This is a genomic window from Streptococcus mitis (assembly GCF_002096735.1).
Classification (GTDB): Bacteria; Bacillota; Bacilli; order Lactobacillales; family Streptococcaceae; genus Streptococcus; species Streptococcus mitis_CZ.
In genome coordinates, this window is the sequence record NZ_NCVC01000016.1 from 40,800 (window position 1) to 58,076 (window position 17,277).

General features: G+C 41.8%; 15 protein-coding genes. 2 read left to right on the forward strand and 13 right to left on the reverse strand.

The features are described from left to right. Window positions 1-54: 54 nt before the first annotated feature. The 11 genes from B7703_RS05615 to B7703_RS05665 form a co-directional block, all read right to left on the reverse strand. Window positions 55-1,365 (reverse strand): LCP family protein, encoded by a 1,311-nt coding sequence (locus tag B7703_RS05615; RefSeq protein ID WP_084923956.1) that lies wholly within the window; start codon window positions 1,363-1,365, stop codon window positions 55-57. After that, complete coding sequence (gene pheA, locus B7703_RS05620) at window positions 1,362-2,210, reverse strand: prephenate dehydratase (protein ID WP_084923958.1); 849 nt, start codon at window positions 2,208-2,210, stop codon at window positions 1,362-1,364. The genes B7703_RS05615 and pheA overlap by 4 nt, the downstream gene beginning before the upstream one ends. Beyond that, the gene (locus tag B7703_RS05625; RefSeq protein WP_084923959.1) at window positions 2,207-2,683 is read right to left on the reverse strand and encodes a shikimate kinase; all 477 of its coding nucleotides are present in this window, start codon (window positions 2,681-2,683) and stop codon (window positions 2,207-2,209) included. Before B7703_RS05625 ends, pheA begins: the two co-directional genes overlap by 4 nt. After that, entirely contained in the window at window positions 2,676-3,959 is a 1,284-nt protein-coding gene (gene aroA, locus B7703_RS05630) for a 3-phosphoshikimate 1-carboxyvinyltransferase (RefSeq protein WP_084923961.1), read from the reverse strand. Before aroA ends, B7703_RS05625 begins: the two co-directional genes overlap by 8 nt. Window positions 3,960-4,050: 91 nt before the next feature. Continuing rightward, complete coding sequence (locus B7703_RS05635) at window positions 4,051-4,389, reverse strand: YlbF/YmcA family competence regulator (protein WP_084923962.1); 339 nt, start codon at window positions 4,387-4,389, stop codon at window positions 4,051-4,053. 10 nt (window positions 4,390-4,399) lie between these two features. After that, entirely contained in the window at window positions 4,400-5,503 is a 1,104-nt protein-coding gene (locus tag B7703_RS05640; RefSeq protein WP_084923964.1) for a prephenate dehydrogenase, read from the reverse strand. A gap of 9 nt (window positions 5,504-5,512) precedes the next feature. Further along, window positions 5,513-6,679 carry a chorismate synthase gene (aroC, locus tag B7703_RS05645; RefSeq protein WP_084878551.1) on the reverse strand — a complete coding sequence of 389 codons (1,167 nt, stop codon included), beginning with the start codon at window positions 6,677-6,679 and terminating at the stop codon, window positions 5,513-5,515. A gap of 9 nt (window positions 6,680-6,688) precedes the next feature. Then, the gene (gene aroB / locus B7703_RS05650; protein ID WP_084923966.1) at window positions 6,689-7,756 is read right to left on the reverse strand and encodes a 3-dehydroquinate synthase; all 1,068 of its coding nucleotides are present in this window, start codon (window positions 7,754-7,756) and stop codon (window positions 6,689-6,691) included. 18 nt (window positions 7,757-7,774) lie between these two features. Continuing rightward, window positions 7,775-8,629 (reverse strand): shikimate dehydrogenase, encoded by an 855-nt coding sequence (locus B7703_RS05655; RefSeq protein WP_084923967.1) that lies wholly within the window; start codon window positions 8,627-8,629, stop codon window positions 7,775-7,777. Then, window positions 8,619-9,296, reverse strand: coding sequence for a type I 3-dehydroquinate dehydratase (aroD, locus tag B7703_RS05660; protein ID WP_084923969.1), 678 nt, complete (start codon window positions 9,294-9,296; stop codon window positions 8,619-8,621). Before aroD ends, B7703_RS05655 begins: the two co-directional genes overlap by 11 nt. Next, a complete protein-coding gene (locus B7703_RS05665; RefSeq protein WP_192851966.1) occupies window positions 9,293-10,456 on the reverse strand; it encodes a class I SAM-dependent rRNA methyltransferase in 1,164 nt (387 codons plus the stop codon). Before B7703_RS05665 ends, aroD begins: the two co-directional genes overlap by 4 nt. A 149-nt stretch (window positions 10,457-10,605) precedes the next feature. Between B7703_RS05665 and B7703_RS05670 the strand changes: the two genes are divergently transcribed. Further along, window positions 10,606-12,723 carry an LTA synthase family protein gene (locus B7703_RS05670; RefSeq protein WP_192851969.1) on the forward strand — a complete coding sequence of 706 codons (2,118 nt, stop codon included), beginning with the start codon at window positions 10,606-10,608 and terminating at the stop codon, window positions 12,721-12,723. Window positions 12,724-13,271: 548 nt separating this feature from the next. Here B7703_RS05670 and B7703_RS05680 read toward each other — a convergent pair. Together B7703_RS05680 and B7703_RS05685 are read right to left on the reverse strand one after the other, a co-directional pair. Beyond that, a complete protein-coding gene (locus B7703_RS05680) occupies window positions 13,272-14,906 on the reverse strand; it encodes a hypothetical protein (protein WP_084923973.1) in 1,635 nt (544 codons plus the stop codon). After that, window positions 14,887-15,636, reverse strand: a complete 750-nt coding sequence (locus B7703_RS05685; RefSeq protein WP_084923975.1) for an ABC transporter ATP-binding protein — start codon at window positions 15,634-15,636, stop codon at window positions 14,887-14,889. The genes B7703_RS05680 and B7703_RS05685 overlap by 20 nt, the downstream gene beginning before the upstream one ends. Before the next feature lie 177 nt (window positions 15,637-15,813). Between B7703_RS05685 and B7703_RS05690 the strand changes: the two genes are divergently transcribed. Then, the gene (locus B7703_RS05690) at window positions 15,814-17,268 is read left to right on the forward strand and encodes an alpha-amylase (RefSeq protein ID WP_084923976.1); all 1,455 of its coding nucleotides are present in this window, start codon (window positions 15,814-15,816) and stop codon (window positions 17,266-17,268) included. Window positions 17,269-17,277 lie beyond the last annotated feature (9 nt).

Consider the following 17,277-nt stretch of genomic DNA (forward strand, 5'->3'; position numbering starts at 1 on the left):
CAAAGCCTGATTGCTGGATAAATAGCCTTCAAACTTTGATTTTTCTGTCTTAACTTATCTCATTCCCATTTGAGCGAGCTTGGTTTGATATTTATTTTGATCGACCAGCAAGCCCAAGCCTCCATAAACATCATAGGCATCGACCCAATCACCTAGTTCTGGAACTGTTAATCTCTCAATGCCATTTTGTGCTCCATCTAGGAAGGATAAGCCATTGGTCAGTAGGAAACTATAAGGAACATTCGTAGAGGTCATCCCAAAGACCTTCCCAAGTGCTTCTGATCCAGTAAAGAGTTTGGTTGGATCCTTGAGCTGTTGCAGAACAGCTGTCAATACTTGCTGTTGTCTCTTGGTACGACCGTAATCACCTTCATCATCATCACGGAAGCGTGCATAATTGAGCAAGGTTGAACCGTTCATCTGCTGTTTCCCAACTTTAATCGTCTGGGTTGGAGACTCTGTTTCCGTAGCATGCAAATCATCTCCCACCGTAGCTTCGGTTAAAGGTTGACCTTCTAAGGTTGAGAATTTGGCATCAATCGTCACACCATCAGGAAATAGAGTGTCAATAGCGGTTGCGAAGGCCTGGAAATCTACCAAAGCGTAATATTTAATATCCAAGTCAAAATTATCTTTCAATACTTGGCGAACCATTTCTGCCCCTTTTTGGCCTTCTTGTTCCCCTAGTTCATAGGCCACATTCAATTTATTATCGGATTGTTTTCTACCGTTAATGACTTGGCTATAACCGTCTATATAAACCAAATTGTCACGCATGAAGCTGACCAGCTTGATTTTCTTATCTGAGCCACCAACGTTTAAGACCATAATCGAGTCCGTTCTCGTTTCAGCACTATTTTGGCCAATCCGTCCATCCGTCCCCATAATCAAAATATTAACCCCATCCTTGGTATCTTGACCATGAAAAACTTCTACTTGAGCTGCCTTAGCATTGGCAGGTTTATTTGGATCCGCATTTGAATAGCCTTTTAGGAACATAAAAATCATGCCAAAACCGACACAGGCTAGAAGAGCAAGTAATCCTGCAAAAATGCGCCCCCAACGAATCTTACGTTTTTTGGACTTAACCTTTGGAAGAGAATGACTTTTCTGGTATTTTTTTGCACGACTTCGGTTACCATAGGATGGAAGAGGAGACTGATTGACTGATTTCATGAAAGACTCTTCCATATCGTGATTTTCATTATGAATTTCTGGAGAAACTTCACTACCACTAGCCATATTTAACTTACCTTGCAGGTAAGCAAACTCTTTTTTCTCTCGCTCATTGAGGTAATGAATGTTCTTAAAGAGATAGTCATAACGCAACTGCTCATGATGACTTAAGGGATTTTCTTTACTCATCTTCTCTCCTTTCCATGGTCTGATAATGGATAAATAGGATAGGCACCCAGCACTTTATACTGGATTCCAATCGCTTCTAATTCTTTTTGGGCAAAGTGGACCAGGTCCTTATCGGCATAATCAACATCGATAATGAAAAAGTATTCACCCAGTGCTGTCTTGAGTGGCCGACTTTCAATTTTTGTCAGGTCAATTCCTCGCCAAGCAAAAGTCGACAGGGCCTTATAAAGTGCACCGGGAAGGTTGTCAGGTAAGGTCAAGGCCAAACTCATTTTCTCAGTTTGTGCTTTCAAGGGAATAGAAGGCTTTTCAGCTCCCAAAACCCAGAAACGTGTGAAATTGGCTTCCATTTCCTGAATATCCTCGGCAATCAGTTCCAAGCCATATTCTTCAGCAGAACTTCTAGGTGCAATTGCTGCAAAGGGCTGGTCTGGATGTTCGGAAATAAAACGGGCCGCATAAGCTGTACTAGCTGTTACCTCGATTTGGGCTTCTGGATACTGTTCATCGATGAATTTCTTTCCTTGAGCCAAGGCCTGTGGATGAGAAAAAATCTTTTCAATCTTAGTGTGACCTGGAACCACCATCAATTGCTGATGAATGGGTTGAACGATTTCTGCTACTGCTTGAATGCGAGCCTGATGAAAAAGGTAGTCCAAGGTTTCATGAACACTACCCTCGATAGAATTTTCAACTGGCACCACAGAATAGTCCACCAAGCCTTGCTCATAGGCCTTGATGACATCTGTAATGTTGGCAAAGGCCTGCAATTCCTCCTGAGGAAAAGCTGTCTGCACAACGTGGTGTGAAAATGATCCCTTGGGACCTAGATAAGCAATTTTCATCTTAGTTCCTCTATAATTTCCTCTGGGCTTAGCTTGGTCACATCCAAAACCCGACTAGCTACTTCCTCATACCAAGCCTGTCTTTCTTGAAAAATCGCTGCAAGTTCTTCCTTGCTATTATTTAGAAAAAGCGGACGCTGATTTTCCTTATCAGCTGATATGCGTTGGTAGAGGGTTTCAAAATCAGCTTTCAGGTAGATGTTATCAGAATTGATCTTGAGTAAGTCACGATTTCTCTGAGAAATGACCACTCCACCGCCAGTTGACACAACTTGGTCTCTTTGTAGTAAATCAGATAGAACTTCAGACTCTATCTGTCGAAAGGCCTCTTCTCCCTTTTCCGCGAAAAAATTCGCAATGGACATACCTAGGCGCTTCTCAATCAGAGCATCCATATCAAGGTAATTAGGGTCCAAGCCTCTTGCAATAGTCGATTTGCCAGCCCCCATAAATCCTAGTAATACCTTAGCCATGAATCAAGCTCTCCAAATCATCAAAGAAGCTAGGATAGCTGGTATTGATGGCTTCTGCACGATCAAGCTCCACTTCTCCATCAGCAGCCAAGAGGGCCGCGATAGCCGTCATCATGCCGATACGATGGTCTCCAAAAGTATTGACTCTAGCACCGTGAAGGGCTGATTTTCCTTTGATAATCATTCCATCTGCTGTAGGTGCGATATCCGCACCCATGCTATTTAAAGCGTCTGCCACAACCTGAATGCGATCTGTTTCCTTAACCTTGAGCTCCTCAGCATCCTTGATAACTGTTACTCCTTGAGCTTGGGTTGCAAGAAGTGCAATAATGGGCAATTCATCAATCAAGCGTGGAATCAAGGCACCACCAATCTCTGTTCCCTTGAGATCTGAAGACTCAACAGTTAAGGTAGCAGATTTAGCGACTGGATCGATTTCAGTTATTTCCAATTTTCCACCCATGGCACGAATGACATCGATAATACCGGTGCGCGTTTCGTTGATACCCACATTCTGCAGCACTACACGAGAGTTTGGAACAATCAAACCTGCGACTAGCCAAAAGGCTGCACTGGAAATATCTCCTGGTACGACAACCTTTTGTCCAGTCAATTTTTGTGGTCCTTGGACTGTGATTTTTTTGCCGTCCACACTTAAATGACCACCAAATTGTTGTAACATATCTTCAGTATGATTACGGGTGCATTCTTTCTCGATAATAACTGACTTACCATTAGCTTGTAAGGCTGCAAACATCAAGGCTGACTTGACTTGGGCAGAGGCAATTGGCAACTCATAATGAATAGGTGTTAGGCTTTTCGTCCCTTTTAAATGAAGGGGAGGCAGGTCTCGCTCAGTTTGCCCCGAAATGCTGACGCCCATTTTTTTCAGAGGAATAGTCACACGGTCCATGGGACGTTTGGAAAGACTATCGTCTCCGAACATTTCTACTTCAAAATCTGCACCAGCAAGGACACCTGAAATCAGACGAATCGAGGTTCCAGAATTTCCCATATCAAGGGCATTTTGCGGCGCTTTTAAGCAATCCATGCCTACACCTTGAATGGTAATAACCCCATCTTTGTCCTCAATTTCAACACCAAGGTCACGAAAAACCTGCATGGTCGAAAGGACGTCTTCGCCACGTAATATATCATAAACCTTGGTCTCACCCTCAGCCAAACTTCCAAAGATAATGGAACGATGACTAATAGACTTGTCACCTGGAACTCGGATACTGCCGTGTAAGTGGCGAATGTTTGTTTTTAGTTTCATACTAGACCTCATACTTGCAATACTTTTACCTATTTTATCATAAAAAGCCAGAAATTCCTTAAAAATTTCTGACTTTATGATAGTTATTTTCTTATTTTAGCAATTCTGAAACTGGTTCGAAAACAATTTTTTCAATGTCAGAAAGGTAAATTGCCAATTGTTGTTGTTTGGTAAAGAATTCTGATAAGAGGCTATTCCCCTGAATCTGCTTGCCAAAACCTTCCATCTTAGCTTGGAAGGAAGCATCTGGCATTTGACCTGTCTGCGCTAGTTTTTGAATTTCCTCTTGAAAGGCAACATATTCTGTAAAAATTTTGCTTGCCTCAGCATCTGCTGAAATAGCATCTTTAGCTGCTTTAACAGCCTTGTATTCTGATAATTCGCGTAGACCGCGACTGAGTTCGTTTGCACTATCGTAAATATTTGACATGATTTTCTCCTTACTTGATGACGACTGTGTAGTCGGTATTTTCTGTTATGAGATGCTCAGCTCTTTCCAAGTCTTGAGCATTTTTAAATGAAATTTGTAGGATTCCGTGAATATCTTCACGGTTTTCCTCATTGATGTGAATATTAACCAAGGAAGTTCCACGTAGCAGTTCCAAAATCCTCAAGATGACATCTTCTTCATCGGGAACGTCAACATAGAGGTCGTAAGAACTGTCCACACCGCCACGCTTATGTATTTCCATGGCCTGACGTTGCTCACGCGCTTGGTTGAAAAAATTCCAGATTTGCTCCTCATCTCCCTTGCTGATGGCCTGACCAATCTCTTCCAAACGCTCCTTAAAATCCTCAATTCGGTCCAGAATAGTCTCACGATTGGACAAAAGAATGGAAGTCCACATACCTGGCTCACTTTCCGCAATTCGAGTCATATCTCGGAAACCACCGGCCGCAAAGCGCCTTGCCATCTCATGTTCTTGAGCATAAACCGCAGTCTGTTCCATGAGACTGGAAGCCAGAATATGAGGAAAATGGCTAATCTGAGAAGTGACTCGGTCATGCTCCTTGGCATCAATCTCTATAAAGCGAGCGTGAAGACCTGAAAGCAGATCCTTCATTTCCTCAAGTGTGTCAGGACTTGTCAGACTCGAAGGCGTGAAAATATAATAGGCATTTTCAAAAAGATTGACATCCGCAGAAGCAGCCCCTGTCTTGTGACTACCAGCCATGGGATGGGCCCCGACAAAACGAACAGCCTTGCCAGACAAATACTGCTCCGCTGCATCTACAATGGCTGACTTGGTTGAACCAGCATCTGAAATAATGACGCCTTCTTTTAAGTCCAAGTTAGCCAACTCCTTAATGAAAGCAATGGTTTGCTTGATTGGCAAACTGAGAATAATGATATCTGCCAAAGGAGCAAAACTAGCAAAATCATCCGTTGCACGGTCAATCATGCCTTCTTTCAAGGCAATATCTCTCGAAGCTTGACTGCGATTATAACCTAAAATTTCATAATCTGGATGATCGCGTTTGATACCAAGTGCCATCGAGGCACCGATCAAACCAAGACCTGCGATATAGACTGTTTTTGCCATAGGAACTCCTTAATAGTTCTTTGTATAGTCTCGGTGTTTGGCTACCGCTTCTTTTAATTCCTCTAGATTGTCTGATGAGAATTTTTCAAGGATTTCTTGTGCCAGAACCGTTGCCACAACAGCTTCCATAACTACACCTGCAGCTGGAAGAGCGGTCGGATCACTTCTTTCAACAGTTGCCTTATAGGGTTCGTGGGTTTCGATATCCACACTCATAAGAGGCTTATAAAGAGTAGGAATGGGCTTCATGACGCCACGAACAACGATGGGTTGCCCATTGGTCATACCACCTTCAAAGCCCCCTAGATTGTTGGTACGGCGAGTATAGCCGTCTTCTTTAGACCAGAGAATTTCATCCATGACCTGGCTGCCTTTACGATAACCAGCTTCAAAGCCAAGACCAAATTCCACCCCTTTAAAGGCATTGATAGAGACGACTGCTTGGGCAAGTCTGGCATCTAATTTTCTGTCCCATTGGACATAGGAACCAAGACCAACTGGAACACCTCCAACGACTGTTTCCACAACCCCACCGATGGTATCACCGTCACGTTTTATTTGGTCAATATAATCCTTGATTTCCTGTTCTCTTTCTTGGTTAACAATAGAAACTTCAGACCGGGCAGCTCTTTCCTTAATCTCAGCGACTGTTAGATTTTCAGGAACATCGATTTCCTTGCCACCAAAGACAACGACATGGTTGGCAATCTCCATATCCAGCTCAGCCAAGAGGCGTTTGGCTACTGCTCCCACTGCTACTCGCATAGTTGTTTCACGAGCTGATGAACGCTCCAAGGAATTTCGCAAATCATCAAAACGGTACTTGATCCCCCCAACTAAATCAGCATGACCTGGACGTGGATGGGTGATTTTCCGTTTGCTTTTTAGGCGGTCTTCAATGTCCTCTGCAGACATGATGTCCAGCCATTTTTGGTGATCTTTATTGACGACATCCATTGTAATAGGAGCCCCAGTAGTCTTGCCATGGCGAACACCCGAAGTAAAGACAACCTGGTCACTCTCAATCTTCATACGACCACCGCGGCCGTAGCCACCCTGACGACGTTTAAGGTCTCCATTAATATCCTCAGCTGTCAAAGGAAGTCCTGCTGGAATTCCTTCAATGATAGCCGTCAGACGGGGACCGTGTGATTCTCCTGCAGTTAAATATCTCATACACTCTCCTTATTTTACCAAGTAGTCTTTCATCTCTTCCAGAGAAACTGGGTGAATGGTTGCCGAACCAAGCTCTGGCACCAAGACCAATTTCAAGGTATTGCCACGCGCTTTCTTATCATGAGTCAAAGCCTGATAAAGCTTGTCAACATCCCAGTTTTCATAGTCAACAGGCAAGCCAAATTTCTGACACATTTCTGTGATGGACTGGGTAATGCCAGCTGGCATGAGACCCTTTTTCTCAGCAACCTTGGAAATCTGTACCATACCCATAGCCACAGCTTCTCCATGCATGACTTTCCCATAACCAGCCGTTGCTTCAATAGCATGACCAATAGTGTGCCCAAAATTGAGGTAAAGGCGAACACCGTTATCCAACTCATCTTCGACCACCATCTTGCGCTTAACCTGACAAGAATGTTCAATCAAAGTCTCCGAACTTTCCAATATACTCTCTACAGAACCATCCAACTCCGTCAAGATTTTCCAAAGTTCTGGATCCTCAATCAAGCCATACTTGATGACCTCACCCATTCCTTCAATCAACTCTCTTTTTCCAAGTGTTTCAAGAACAAGTGGGTCAATCAGAACCCCATCTGGTTGGGCAAAGGTACCCACCATATTCTTAGCAAATGGAGTGTTGACACCTGTCTTTCCGCCAATAGAAGAATCCACCTGGGCTGTCAAACTAGTCGGAATCTGAACAAAATGAATACCCCGCATATAGGTAGAGGCTACAAAACCAGCCAGGTCCCCAACGACACCGCCACCAAGAGCCACGATTCCATCGCTACGAGTCAGACCTTGCTTAACTAAAAATTCATAGACTTTCTGGACAGTGGTTAAATTCTTTCTTTCTTCCCCTTCTAAAAAGTCAAAAACTGCTACCTGAAAACCAGCATCTTCTAGGCTGAGCTTGACCTTCTCTGCATAAAGAGAAGCTACATGGTTATCTGTCACAATGACTACCTTTTGTGGTTGCCAGAGTTCTCGCAACCATTGACCTGCCTGAGCCAGACAGCCTTTTTCAATCTGAATATCATAAGGATGATGAGGAATATCGATTCTGATTTTCATAGGAGAATCTCCCTTTCTTTATTGGTATTTTTCTGTTAAGGACTGCCAAATCTCTTCCGTCGGCATTTCCTTGCCTGTCCACAGTTGAAAAGCTTCTGCAGCTTGATAGAGCAACATTCCCAGACCATTGACCGCTGGATTACCCTGCCTCCTAGCCCATTTCAAAAATGGTGTTTCAAAGGGTTGGTAAATGATATCTGCTACTAAAAGAGTTTCTGATAGGACAATGTTTTCAGGAACTGGAGATGATTGACTATCCATGCCCACACTGGTGGCATTGACCAGTAAATCCGACTCAGCAATCCTTGCTTGCAGTTCGGGAACATCTTCTAAAGCATACAAGTCCACTTTAAAGCCTGTCTGCTCTTGTAACTTGTCTAGATAAGGTCTTGTTTTTTCAATAGAAACTGAACGAACAAAGACAGAAATCTGACTGACGCCGTCCAAAATAGCCTGTGCCAAAATGGACTTGGCCGCACCACCAGCACCCAGCAGGGTCATCTTTTTACCTGAAATTGTAAAAGAAGGCAAGCTCTTAAAAAATCCCTTGCCATCTGTATTATATCCAATTAAATTGCCATTCTCATTGACAACCGTATTAACCGCACCAATCAAGCGCGCTTCATCGCTCAGCTCATCCAAATAAGAAATCACCTGCTCCTTATAGGGCATGGACAGGTTTATGCCAAACATCTGGTAGCGACGAATATTGGCCACTGTTTCTGCCAAATCACCCGCTTCAATCTCCCAAGCCACGTAAGCACCATTGGTAGCTGTCGCCTCAAAGGCACCATTGTGGATAAAGGGGGAAATAGAATGCTTAATAGGATTGGCAACAACGGCAGCTAAACGTGTATAGCCATCAAGCTTCATCCAAAATCTCCCGAATTTTTTTCATGTTAGCTAGGGAAATCTGACCTGGGGCACTTGCCTCATCTAGACTAGCAAAGGACCAGCTAGAACCTGTCACATCCGCAGTGATACGAGAGACCTTGCCCACCTTGCCCATAGAAATCGTCACATATTCCTGTTCAGGATTGAGGGTTTTAAATCCTCGTGTATAGTTCATCAAGTCTAACACATCCTGCTCCGTATGAGCCATCACCGCAACCTTGACAAGTTTTGGATTTAAGCTCGTCAATTCTGACAAGATCTCCATCATGTTTTCAGGTGTTTCTTGGAAATTATGGTAACTCAAAACGAGATTTGGGAAGTCCAGCATTTCCTCAAAAACATCCTTGTAGCTATAGTACTCAAAATCAATATAGTCTGGTTGATAGAGTTGTGCCACTTCCTTGATTAGATGGATATATTCTTCTGGAGAAAGGTCGATTTCTCCCCCTTCAGAGCGAGTTCGCAACGTGAAAACTAACTCACGGCCTGCGAATTTTTCAAAAATAGCTGGAGCCACCTGCAAAATCGCTTCCTTAGGCAGATAGTCGGCACGCCATTCAATGATGTCGGCATCTAGGTACCTCGTGACATCCAGAGCCTGGACCTCCTCTAAACTTCTTGGCATTACTGAAACAATTAATTTCATTTACTAACCTTCATACTAATCACCTTGAGGTAATTACTACTTTCATCTTTTTTATTATAGGCAAAATCTGCTGGAAGACCGTATTTATTTAAAATCTGGTAACTTCTTCCTGCAAAGCCTTTATCAATTTGTTCTGTAAATTTCTGGCGGGATACATTGGCGGCATTGGTGCTGGCAATAATAATACCGCCCGGATTTAAAATCTCAAGACTTTGGGATATCAACTTATGATAATCCTTAGCCACAGAAAATGTTTGTTTTTTGTTCCGAGCAAAGCTAGGCGGATCTAGAACAATCACATCATAGGTCAAGTCTTTTCGTTTGGCATACTTGAAATACTCAAAAACATCCATGACTATAAAACGATGGTCGTCTGTGCTGATTCCATTAGCCTGAAAATGAGCTTGAGACAATTCTCGTGAACGTTTAGCTAGGTCAACCGAAGTAGTCTGGTTTGCTCCTCCCATGGCCGCAGCCACTGAAAAGGCTGCTGTATAAGAAAACATGTTGAGCAAGGATTTGCCCGTAGCCAATCCATCCACTAGACTACCACGAACCTCGTGCTGGTCTAGGAAAATCCCTGTCATCAAGCCATCATTCATAAAGACTTGATAGAGGACACCATTTTCCAAAACAGTGAAGAAGTCAGGTGCTTCTTGACCATAAACATGGGCAGATTCATAGTCCAAACCCTTAAAGCGGATTTTCTCATAGGTCCCTAAAACCTCAGGAAAAACCTGTCTAAAGGCTTCTGAGATGGTCTGACGAATCTGATAAACATAAGAGTTATACCAAGAAAAAACAGCATAGTCGCCATAAAGGTCCACTGTCAGACCGCCAAAGCCATCTCCCTCTTGGTTGAAGAGACGAAAGGCAGTTGTCAATTCGTCTTGATAGTAGGCACTTCTCTTTTCTTTAGCTTGTCTAAACAGTGCTTCAAAGAAAGCTTGATTGAAGGTCACCTTATCTGTGCTCACAAACCAGCCCAAGCCCTTGTTTTGCTGAGAAAGGTAGGCAGTACCAAGAAAGTTTCCATCTTGACTATGAACTTCTACTTCCTGATCCTTGAGATGAACATCTGCAAGATCACTGGCTTCTAGTAAAACTAGTCCCTTTGAAAGCTTTTTTTCAACCCTTTTGCTGACTCTTATTCTATTCATAGTCACTATTATAGCAAATTTTGTGACAATTCTCAAAAAAGAAACTACCCTTGCTTTTTTACTCTAGTTTTAAAAAATGGTATACTAATACTAATAAAAACTTAGGAAGTAATTGTGTGAGAATCAATTTTAGCAAAATCCAAAAAGCCATGGGTACCAGACTGGGTTTTGTCCTAACCCTTTTAATCCTCTATTGGCTCAAAACCTTACTAGCCTATACCGTTGACTTTAATTTAGATATTCAATTGGGCAAGCTGCAAGGGAATTACCTTGCCTTTATCGCTTTTTTCAATCCCCTTCCCTTGGGACTCCTCCTGCTGGCTCTAGCCCTCTATGCTCGGTCAACCAAGATCTTTTATGGCCTGAGTATAGCTATTTATAGCCTTTTGTTCATTTGGCTTTATTCCAATATCTTTTACTATCGAGAATTTAGTGACTTTATCACGGCCAATACCATGAAAGTGGTCAGCAAGGTGTCTGTTGGTACTGCCGAACTAGAGTTACTGCGCTTTTGGGATTTCATCTATTTTATGGATTTCCCATTGCTGGCTTATCTTCTCTATAAGAAGCTCATCCAGCTGGATAGGAGACCTTTCAAATTCCGCTCCAGTGTTGCTATCACTGCTCTCTCAGCCCTGCTCTTTTCTGCTAATCTTTTCTTGGCTGAAATCGAACGTCCCGATCTCCTATCGCGAGGATTTTCTAATTATTATATTGTTCGTGCCCTTAGTTTGCCAGCCTTTTTAGGTTATAGTGCCAACCAATCCTATAGCGCCAACAAAGAACGTGCTAAGGCCTCTGAGACTGATCTTCAACCTATCACAGACTATATTCAAGAACATGCTGCTAAGCCTAATCCAGACTATTTTGGATTAGCCAAAGGGAAAAATGTGATTTATCTCCACTTGGAAAGTTTCCAGCAGTTCCTACTGGACTATAAACTCAACATAGATGGAACTGATCATGAAGTCACTCCCTTCCTTAATTCACTCTACCATTCGCAATCAACCCTAGCCTTTTCGAATATCTTTAACCAAGTCAAGGCTGGTAAGACCTCAGATGCGGAAACCATGCTGGAGACTGGTTTGTTTGGACTTGACCAAGGCTCCTTCATGGTCAACTATGGAGGTACCAATACCCAGCAGGCTGCGCCTTTTATCCTATCAAAAAATGGCTACCAATCAAGTGCAGTCTTTCATGGTAATATTGGGACCTTCTGGAACCGAAATACAACCTACAAACAATGGGGCTACCAATACTTCTTTGATGCTTCCTATTTTACCAAGCAAGACAGTAGCAATTCTTTCCAATATGGTTTAAATGATAAAATCATGATGAAAGATTCTATCCAATATCTAGAGCACTTGCAGCAGCCTTTTTATGCTAAGTATATCACGGTGTCCAATCACTATCCCTATGCTAGCAATCTGACAGGCGATGAGCTTGGTTTCCCACTGGCTAAAACCAAAGATGAAACAATCAATGGCTACTTCCAAACGGCTAACTATCTGGATAGTGCTATCAAGGCCTTCTTTGACTATCTCAAAGAAAGTGGCCTCTATGAAAAATCCATCATCGTCATCTACGGAGACCATTATGGAATTTCTAACTCCCGCAATCCTGACCTGGCTCCCTTGATTGGCAAGACTTCTGAGAACTGGTCGAATTACGACAATGCCATGTTGCAACGAGTGCCTTTTATGGTGGTCATGCCTGGCTATGAAAAAGGACAAATCATCAATACCTACGGTGGACAAATCGATATCTTACCGACTCTCGAACACCTCCTTGGTATTGAGTCCAATTCCTTCCTTCAAGTTGGACAAGATCTTCTGTCTCCAGATCATCAAGAAATCGTTGCCTTTCGGACTGCCAATTCCTTCGTTACACCAAAATACACCAGTTATGACGGACGAACCTACTATACTGAGAGCGGTCTTGAAATCAGCAATCTTGATGAACAAGCTCAGACTGAACTAGACATTGTTCGGCAGGCAGCCAGCCAACAGCTGAAAATCAGCGACCAGATTCAAACTGGTGATTTGATACGTTTCTACCAAGCAGATCATCTTGGAAAAGTTGATACAGAAAGTATTTCTTACCTCAATTCTTTACCAATTCTGCAAAAGATTGAGCAGGAAAAAGGTAGTCAATCAACCAGTCTCTTTAGCCAACGACAAGGTAAAACCAGTGCTGACCTTTTCAAAGCTCCAAGTTACCAAGAACTCCACCCAGAGTCGGCAGAAACCGAATCAAAATCACAATAAAAAATGCTCTTCCGTCTTGGAGGAGCATTTCTTTTTATAAAATAAAATTCAATGAAAATCAAAGAAGAAACTAGCCTACTACTAGATTGTAGGTAGAGAGGTTGTATCAGCAATATATGTCTGTCAAATTTAGTGACGAAGATAGTAGAAGAAATATGAGGATATAAATCAGCTTCATCAGATATCTGGAAAATTTGATTTTATAGAGAAGCCTTTTGTTACAAACTCAATATACTATCAATAAATAATATTATAGAAGCAACAATAATTATAATTTCACCTATCTGCATAATCCTATTTCGAACTCTAAATATATGTTCTATCAAAAATACTTGAAAAAGACACATTATAGGAATTAACGTTTTTGAAATTGAAAAATATCCAAATAAATAAACTATAAACAACAATAATAGAACTATGTTATATTTCTTATTCAAAACATTCCTCCCTATATTTTTGATTACCAATCTTAATCATTTACAACCACATTCTAACAAACTATAAAAGCGTTTGTCGTATTGAATTTATCAAGCAAGCGACCAACTAGCTCATCTTTTTTCTACTTCTGCTAATATGCGTGACAGGTAGTAACGATAGCTAAAAATAGCAAGACCAAGTAAGAGGATAAGAGCTCCTACTCCCAAGCTGATGGCAAGGATAGTAGATAGAGACCGAACCAAGAATATGCTCACAAGGGCTGAAATCGACAAGATACCACAATAAATTAAGAGTAAAACAATTTTGACTATACCATTTGAACGATTCACTAGATCAGTAATACTACTCCAATTGGTTGACAGATTCTTCACATCCTTAAAATAATGGTGGCAAGAAAGGATGACACTGGCAAGGGTCCAGACTACAAGAAGGTAAATCATCGAAAGGATGGGCAAGCCTAGATATAGAGAAAGACCAAGTAAAATCAAAACTGGTAAAAAGGACTGGACAGCAAATATAATCCAAAATTTCACTTTCACATAGCGAGCAAAGTCAAAAGGTAAACTCTTAAGAAAATCAACATTTTCCCTCTCCAAGGATAAGGCTATTGAATGCAGGCTGGTGATATTGTTATTGACAACAGATATAAAAAGAGCTATAAAAAACAAGGGTAACCAGTATGGAGGATGAATGTCCGGAACTATCTGAGAATCTCGGATGTTGGAAATCAGACCGATCATCATGAGATAAGGAAGGAAAGCACTTGTAAAAAGCACTGTAATCACGCCAGTCCCCTGTCCTAAAAGGGTGAGGTGGTAGCGTAAAACCATACGGAAAAATCCCTTTTTAGTAGTTGAAAGCCCCTCCTTACTGCGACGTTCTTTTTTGACCTTCTCCTCACTATTAAGTAGGATCACATCATAAAAACGAGGCAAAACCTTCTTTTTGGTCAGGTAAAGCAAGAAAAGAGTTAGAATTATCCAAGCGAGCAAACCCAAGATGGCTTCTGTCGAAAAAGGCTCCACTGCTATTTTGTAAAAGAGATGAATAGGATAAAGAAGAGGTGGAATGTCTCTAACTCTGTCAACTATAACTCCAGAAGTCGACTGTAGAAAGAAGACAAATATTAAAGGTATGAGAACTCCTATCCCAATCATCACAATCGAAAAAATAGACTGATACTTTCTGAAGACCGTAGTCTGAGCCAAGAAATGTACTGCCACTACCATCACTAAAGTGACAGAGACAAATAATAAGGTCAAGGACAGTAGCATCAAAGGAAAACCCAGCCAAAGAGAAGGAGTTAGCCTAATGTAGAGGGCTAGAAAATAAGCTAGGATTGGTACAATTCCTGCTAGAGCTGGCAAGAGGACAGACAGTCCTTTAGCAATTATAATCTCTGATTCTTTAAAAGCATAGGGCCTATAAGATGCCAAGTCCTTACTCTCATAAAAGACATTGTAAAATGCAGTGAAAGAAGTTGAAAAAGCAAGCACTAGAAAAATAGCAACCATGAAACTAAAATGAACAGGACTTTCCTCAAAAGGAAAACGAAAGGCTATATTACTAAAAAAGATAAGTAATAAAAGACTGGAAAAAATGTAAGAACTTAGGACTCTAGCGGAAACATTTACTTTTTTTCCAGGATTCTTAGCTTGCTTCTTTCGTAGGTTAGCCAGATTAGCTTCTTGAGATGAATAGAGGATATTGATATCAACTAATTTTTTAATGACCTTGAGACGCATCTGAAACCTCCTCTTTTCTACCAGCAAGGCTAAGATAGATACTTTCTAAAGACTGGTCTGGGTGGTCTTTTCTCAAGTCCTCTACGCTACCACAATAGATCAAATGCCCCTTTTTCAAAATGGCAATCCGATCACAGACTTGCTCAGCTACCTCTAGGACATGAGTTGAAAACAAGACCGTCTTCCCTTTTTGTGCATGTTCCTTCATCATTTTCTTCAAATCAAAGGCAGCCTGAGGATCCAAACCAGTCAAGGGTTCGTCCAAGACCCAAATATCAGGATCAGACAAGAGTGCCCCAATTACAAAGACTTTCTGACGCATTCCGTGAGAAAGGGTTTCAATAACCTGATAACGATTTTCAGCAAAATCAAAAACGTTCAATAGCCTAGCTAGACTAGTCTCCAAATCAGAGCTAGTCAGATCATAGGATGAAGCAATCAATTCCCAAAATTCATTGGCTGTTAAGCGTAAAAATAAGTCAGGCGAGTCTGCTACGTAGCCAATCTTTCGTTTGATAGCCAAGCGATTTTCCGATAACTCCTGACCGTCTACCAAAATACGACCACTACTTGGTGAAATGATACTGACTAGAGACTTTATGGTGGTCGATTTTCCAGCCCCATTATGGCCAATCAAGCCCATAATCTCTCCATTTTCAATCTGCAGATTGAGATTGCTCAAGGCCTCTTTATCACCATACAACTTACTAACATTTTGAAATTCAATCATGAGAAATCTCCTCTCTTTATCTATGTAATTTACTATAATTATAGCGCTTTCATTTTAAAAATCAACATTTTATATAAAATAGTCAAAAACTTATTATTCAGTTTTACGCAAACGTTTGAGCTAACCGATACTTTATGATAGAATAAAGAACAAGATTGACAAGTAAGAGGAAAAATCATGCAAAATCAAACACTCATGCAATACTTTGAATGGTATCTGTCCCACGACGGTCAGCACTGGACGCGTCTGGCTGAAGATGCTCCATACCTAGCTGATCTCGGTATCAGTCATGTCTGGATGCCACCAGCCTTCAAGGCCACCAACGAAAAAGATGTAGGCTATGGGGTCTATGACTTGTTTGACCTAGGAGAGTTCAACCAAAAAGGGACTGTCCGCACCAAGTATGGTTTTAAAGAAGACTATCTTCAAGCCATTCAAGCTCTAAAAGCACAGGGAATTCAACCTATGGCCGATGTGGTGCTCAACCACAAGGCTGCTGCTGATCACATGGAAGCCTTTCAGGTTATCGAAGTGGATCCTGTAGACCGTACAGTTGAACTTGGGGAACCCTTCACCATCAATGGCTGGACTAGCTTTACCTTCGATGGTCGCCAAGATACCTACAATGACTTCCACTGGCACTGGTACCACTTCACCGGTACAGACTATGATGCCAAACGCCGAAAGTCTGGGATTTATCTGATTCAAGGAGACAACAAGGGTTGGGCAAATGAGGAATTGGTCGATAATGAAAACGGTAACTATGACTACCTCATGTATGCCGACCTAGACTTTAAACATCCTGAAGTCATCCAAAATATCTATGACTGGGCTGACTGGTTCATGGAAACGACTGGTGTAGCTGGTTTCCGCTTGGATGCCGTTAAACACATTGACTCTTTCTTCATGAGCAATTTTATCCGTGATATGAAGGAAAAATACGGTGAGGATTTCTATGTTTTTGGTGAATTTTGGAATCCTGACAAGGAAGCCAATCTAGACTATCTTGAAAAAACGGAAGAACGCTTTGACCTTGTTGATGTTCGTCTCCACCAGAATCTCTTTGAAGCCAGTCAAGCTGGCGCAAACTATGACCTTCGTGGCATTTTCACAGATAGCTTGGTTGAACTCAAACCTGACAAGGCTGTAACCTTTGTCGACAACCACGATACTCAACGTGGTCAGGCTCTTGAGTCAACTGTTGAAGAATGGTTCAAGCCAGCAGCCTATACCCTCATTCTCTTACGCCAAGATGGCCTTCCATGTGTCTTTTACGGAGACTACTATGGTATTTCAGGACAGTATGCTCAACAAGATTTCAAAGAAGTCCTTGACCGCCTCCTAGCCATCCGAAAAGATTTGGCCTATGGAGAACAAAATGACTACTTTGATGATGCTAACTGTATCGGTTGGGTACGTTCAGGTGCTGAAAATCAATCTCCAATCGCAGTCCTCATCTCAAATGACCAAGAAAACAGCAAATCCATGTTTGTCGGCCAAGAATGGGCTAACCAAACCTTTGTAGATTTACTTAAAAACCACCTAGGTCAAATTACAATTGATGAGGAAGGTTATGGACAATTCCCAGTCTCAGCTGCTTCGGTAAGTGTCTGGGCAGCCAATACAATCTAATAGTTCATA

Coding starts and splice junctions, on each gene's coding strand:
- B7703_RS05685 (WP_084923975.1), bottom strand. CDS start 15,636: ATGATTGAATTTCAAAATGTTAGTAAGTTGTATGGTGATAAAGAGGCC.
- aroA (WP_084923961.1), bottom strand. CDS start 3,959: ATGAAACTAAAAACAAACATTCGCCACTTACACGGCAGTATCCGAGTT.
- B7703_RS05665 (WP_192851966.1), bottom strand. CDS start 10,456: ATGAATAGAATAAGAGTCAGCAAAAGGGTTGAAAAAAAGCTTTCAAAG.
- aroC (WP_084878551.1), bottom strand. CDS start 6,679: ATGAGATATTTAACTGCAGGAGAATCACACGGTCCCCGTCTGACGGCT.
- B7703_RS05640 (WP_084923964.1), bottom strand. CDS start 5,503: ATGGCAAAAACAGTCTATATCGCAGGTCTTGGTTTGATCGGTGCCTCG.
- B7703_RS05690 (WP_084923976.1), top strand. CDS start 15,814: ATGCAAAATCAAACACTCATGCAATACTTTGAATGGTATCTGTCCCAC.
- aroB (WP_084923966.1), bottom strand. CDS start 7,756: ATGAAAATCAGAATCGATATTCCTCATCATCCTTATGATATTCAGATT.
- pheA (WP_084923958.1), bottom strand. CDS start 2,210: ATGAAAATTGCTTATCTAGGTCCCAAGGGATCATTTTCACACCACGTT.
- aroD (WP_084923969.1), bottom strand. CDS start 9,296: ATGAAATTAATTGTTTCAGTAATGCCAAGAAGTTTAGAGGAGGTCCAG.
- B7703_RS05680 (WP_084923973.1), bottom strand. CDS start 14,906: ATGCGTCTCAAGGTCATTAAAAAATTAGTTGATATCAATATCCTCTAT.
- B7703_RS05635 (WP_084923962.1), bottom strand. CDS start 4,389: ATGTCAAATATTTACGATAGTGCAAACGAACTCAGTCGCGGTCTACGC.
- B7703_RS05615 (WP_084923956.1), bottom strand. CDS start 1,365: ATGAGTAAAGAAAATCCCTTAAGTCATCATGAGCAGTTGCGTTATGAC.
- B7703_RS05655 (WP_084923967.1), bottom strand. CDS start 8,629: ATGAAGCTTGATGGCTATACACGTTTAGCTGCCGTTGTTGCCAATCCT.
- B7703_RS05670 (WP_192851969.1), top strand. CDS start 10,606: ATGGGTACCAGACTGGGTTTTGTCCTAACCCTTTTAATCCTCTATTGG.
- B7703_RS05625 (WP_084923959.1), bottom strand. CDS start 2,683: ATGGCTAAGGTATTACTAGGATTTATGGGGGCTGGCAAATCGACTATT.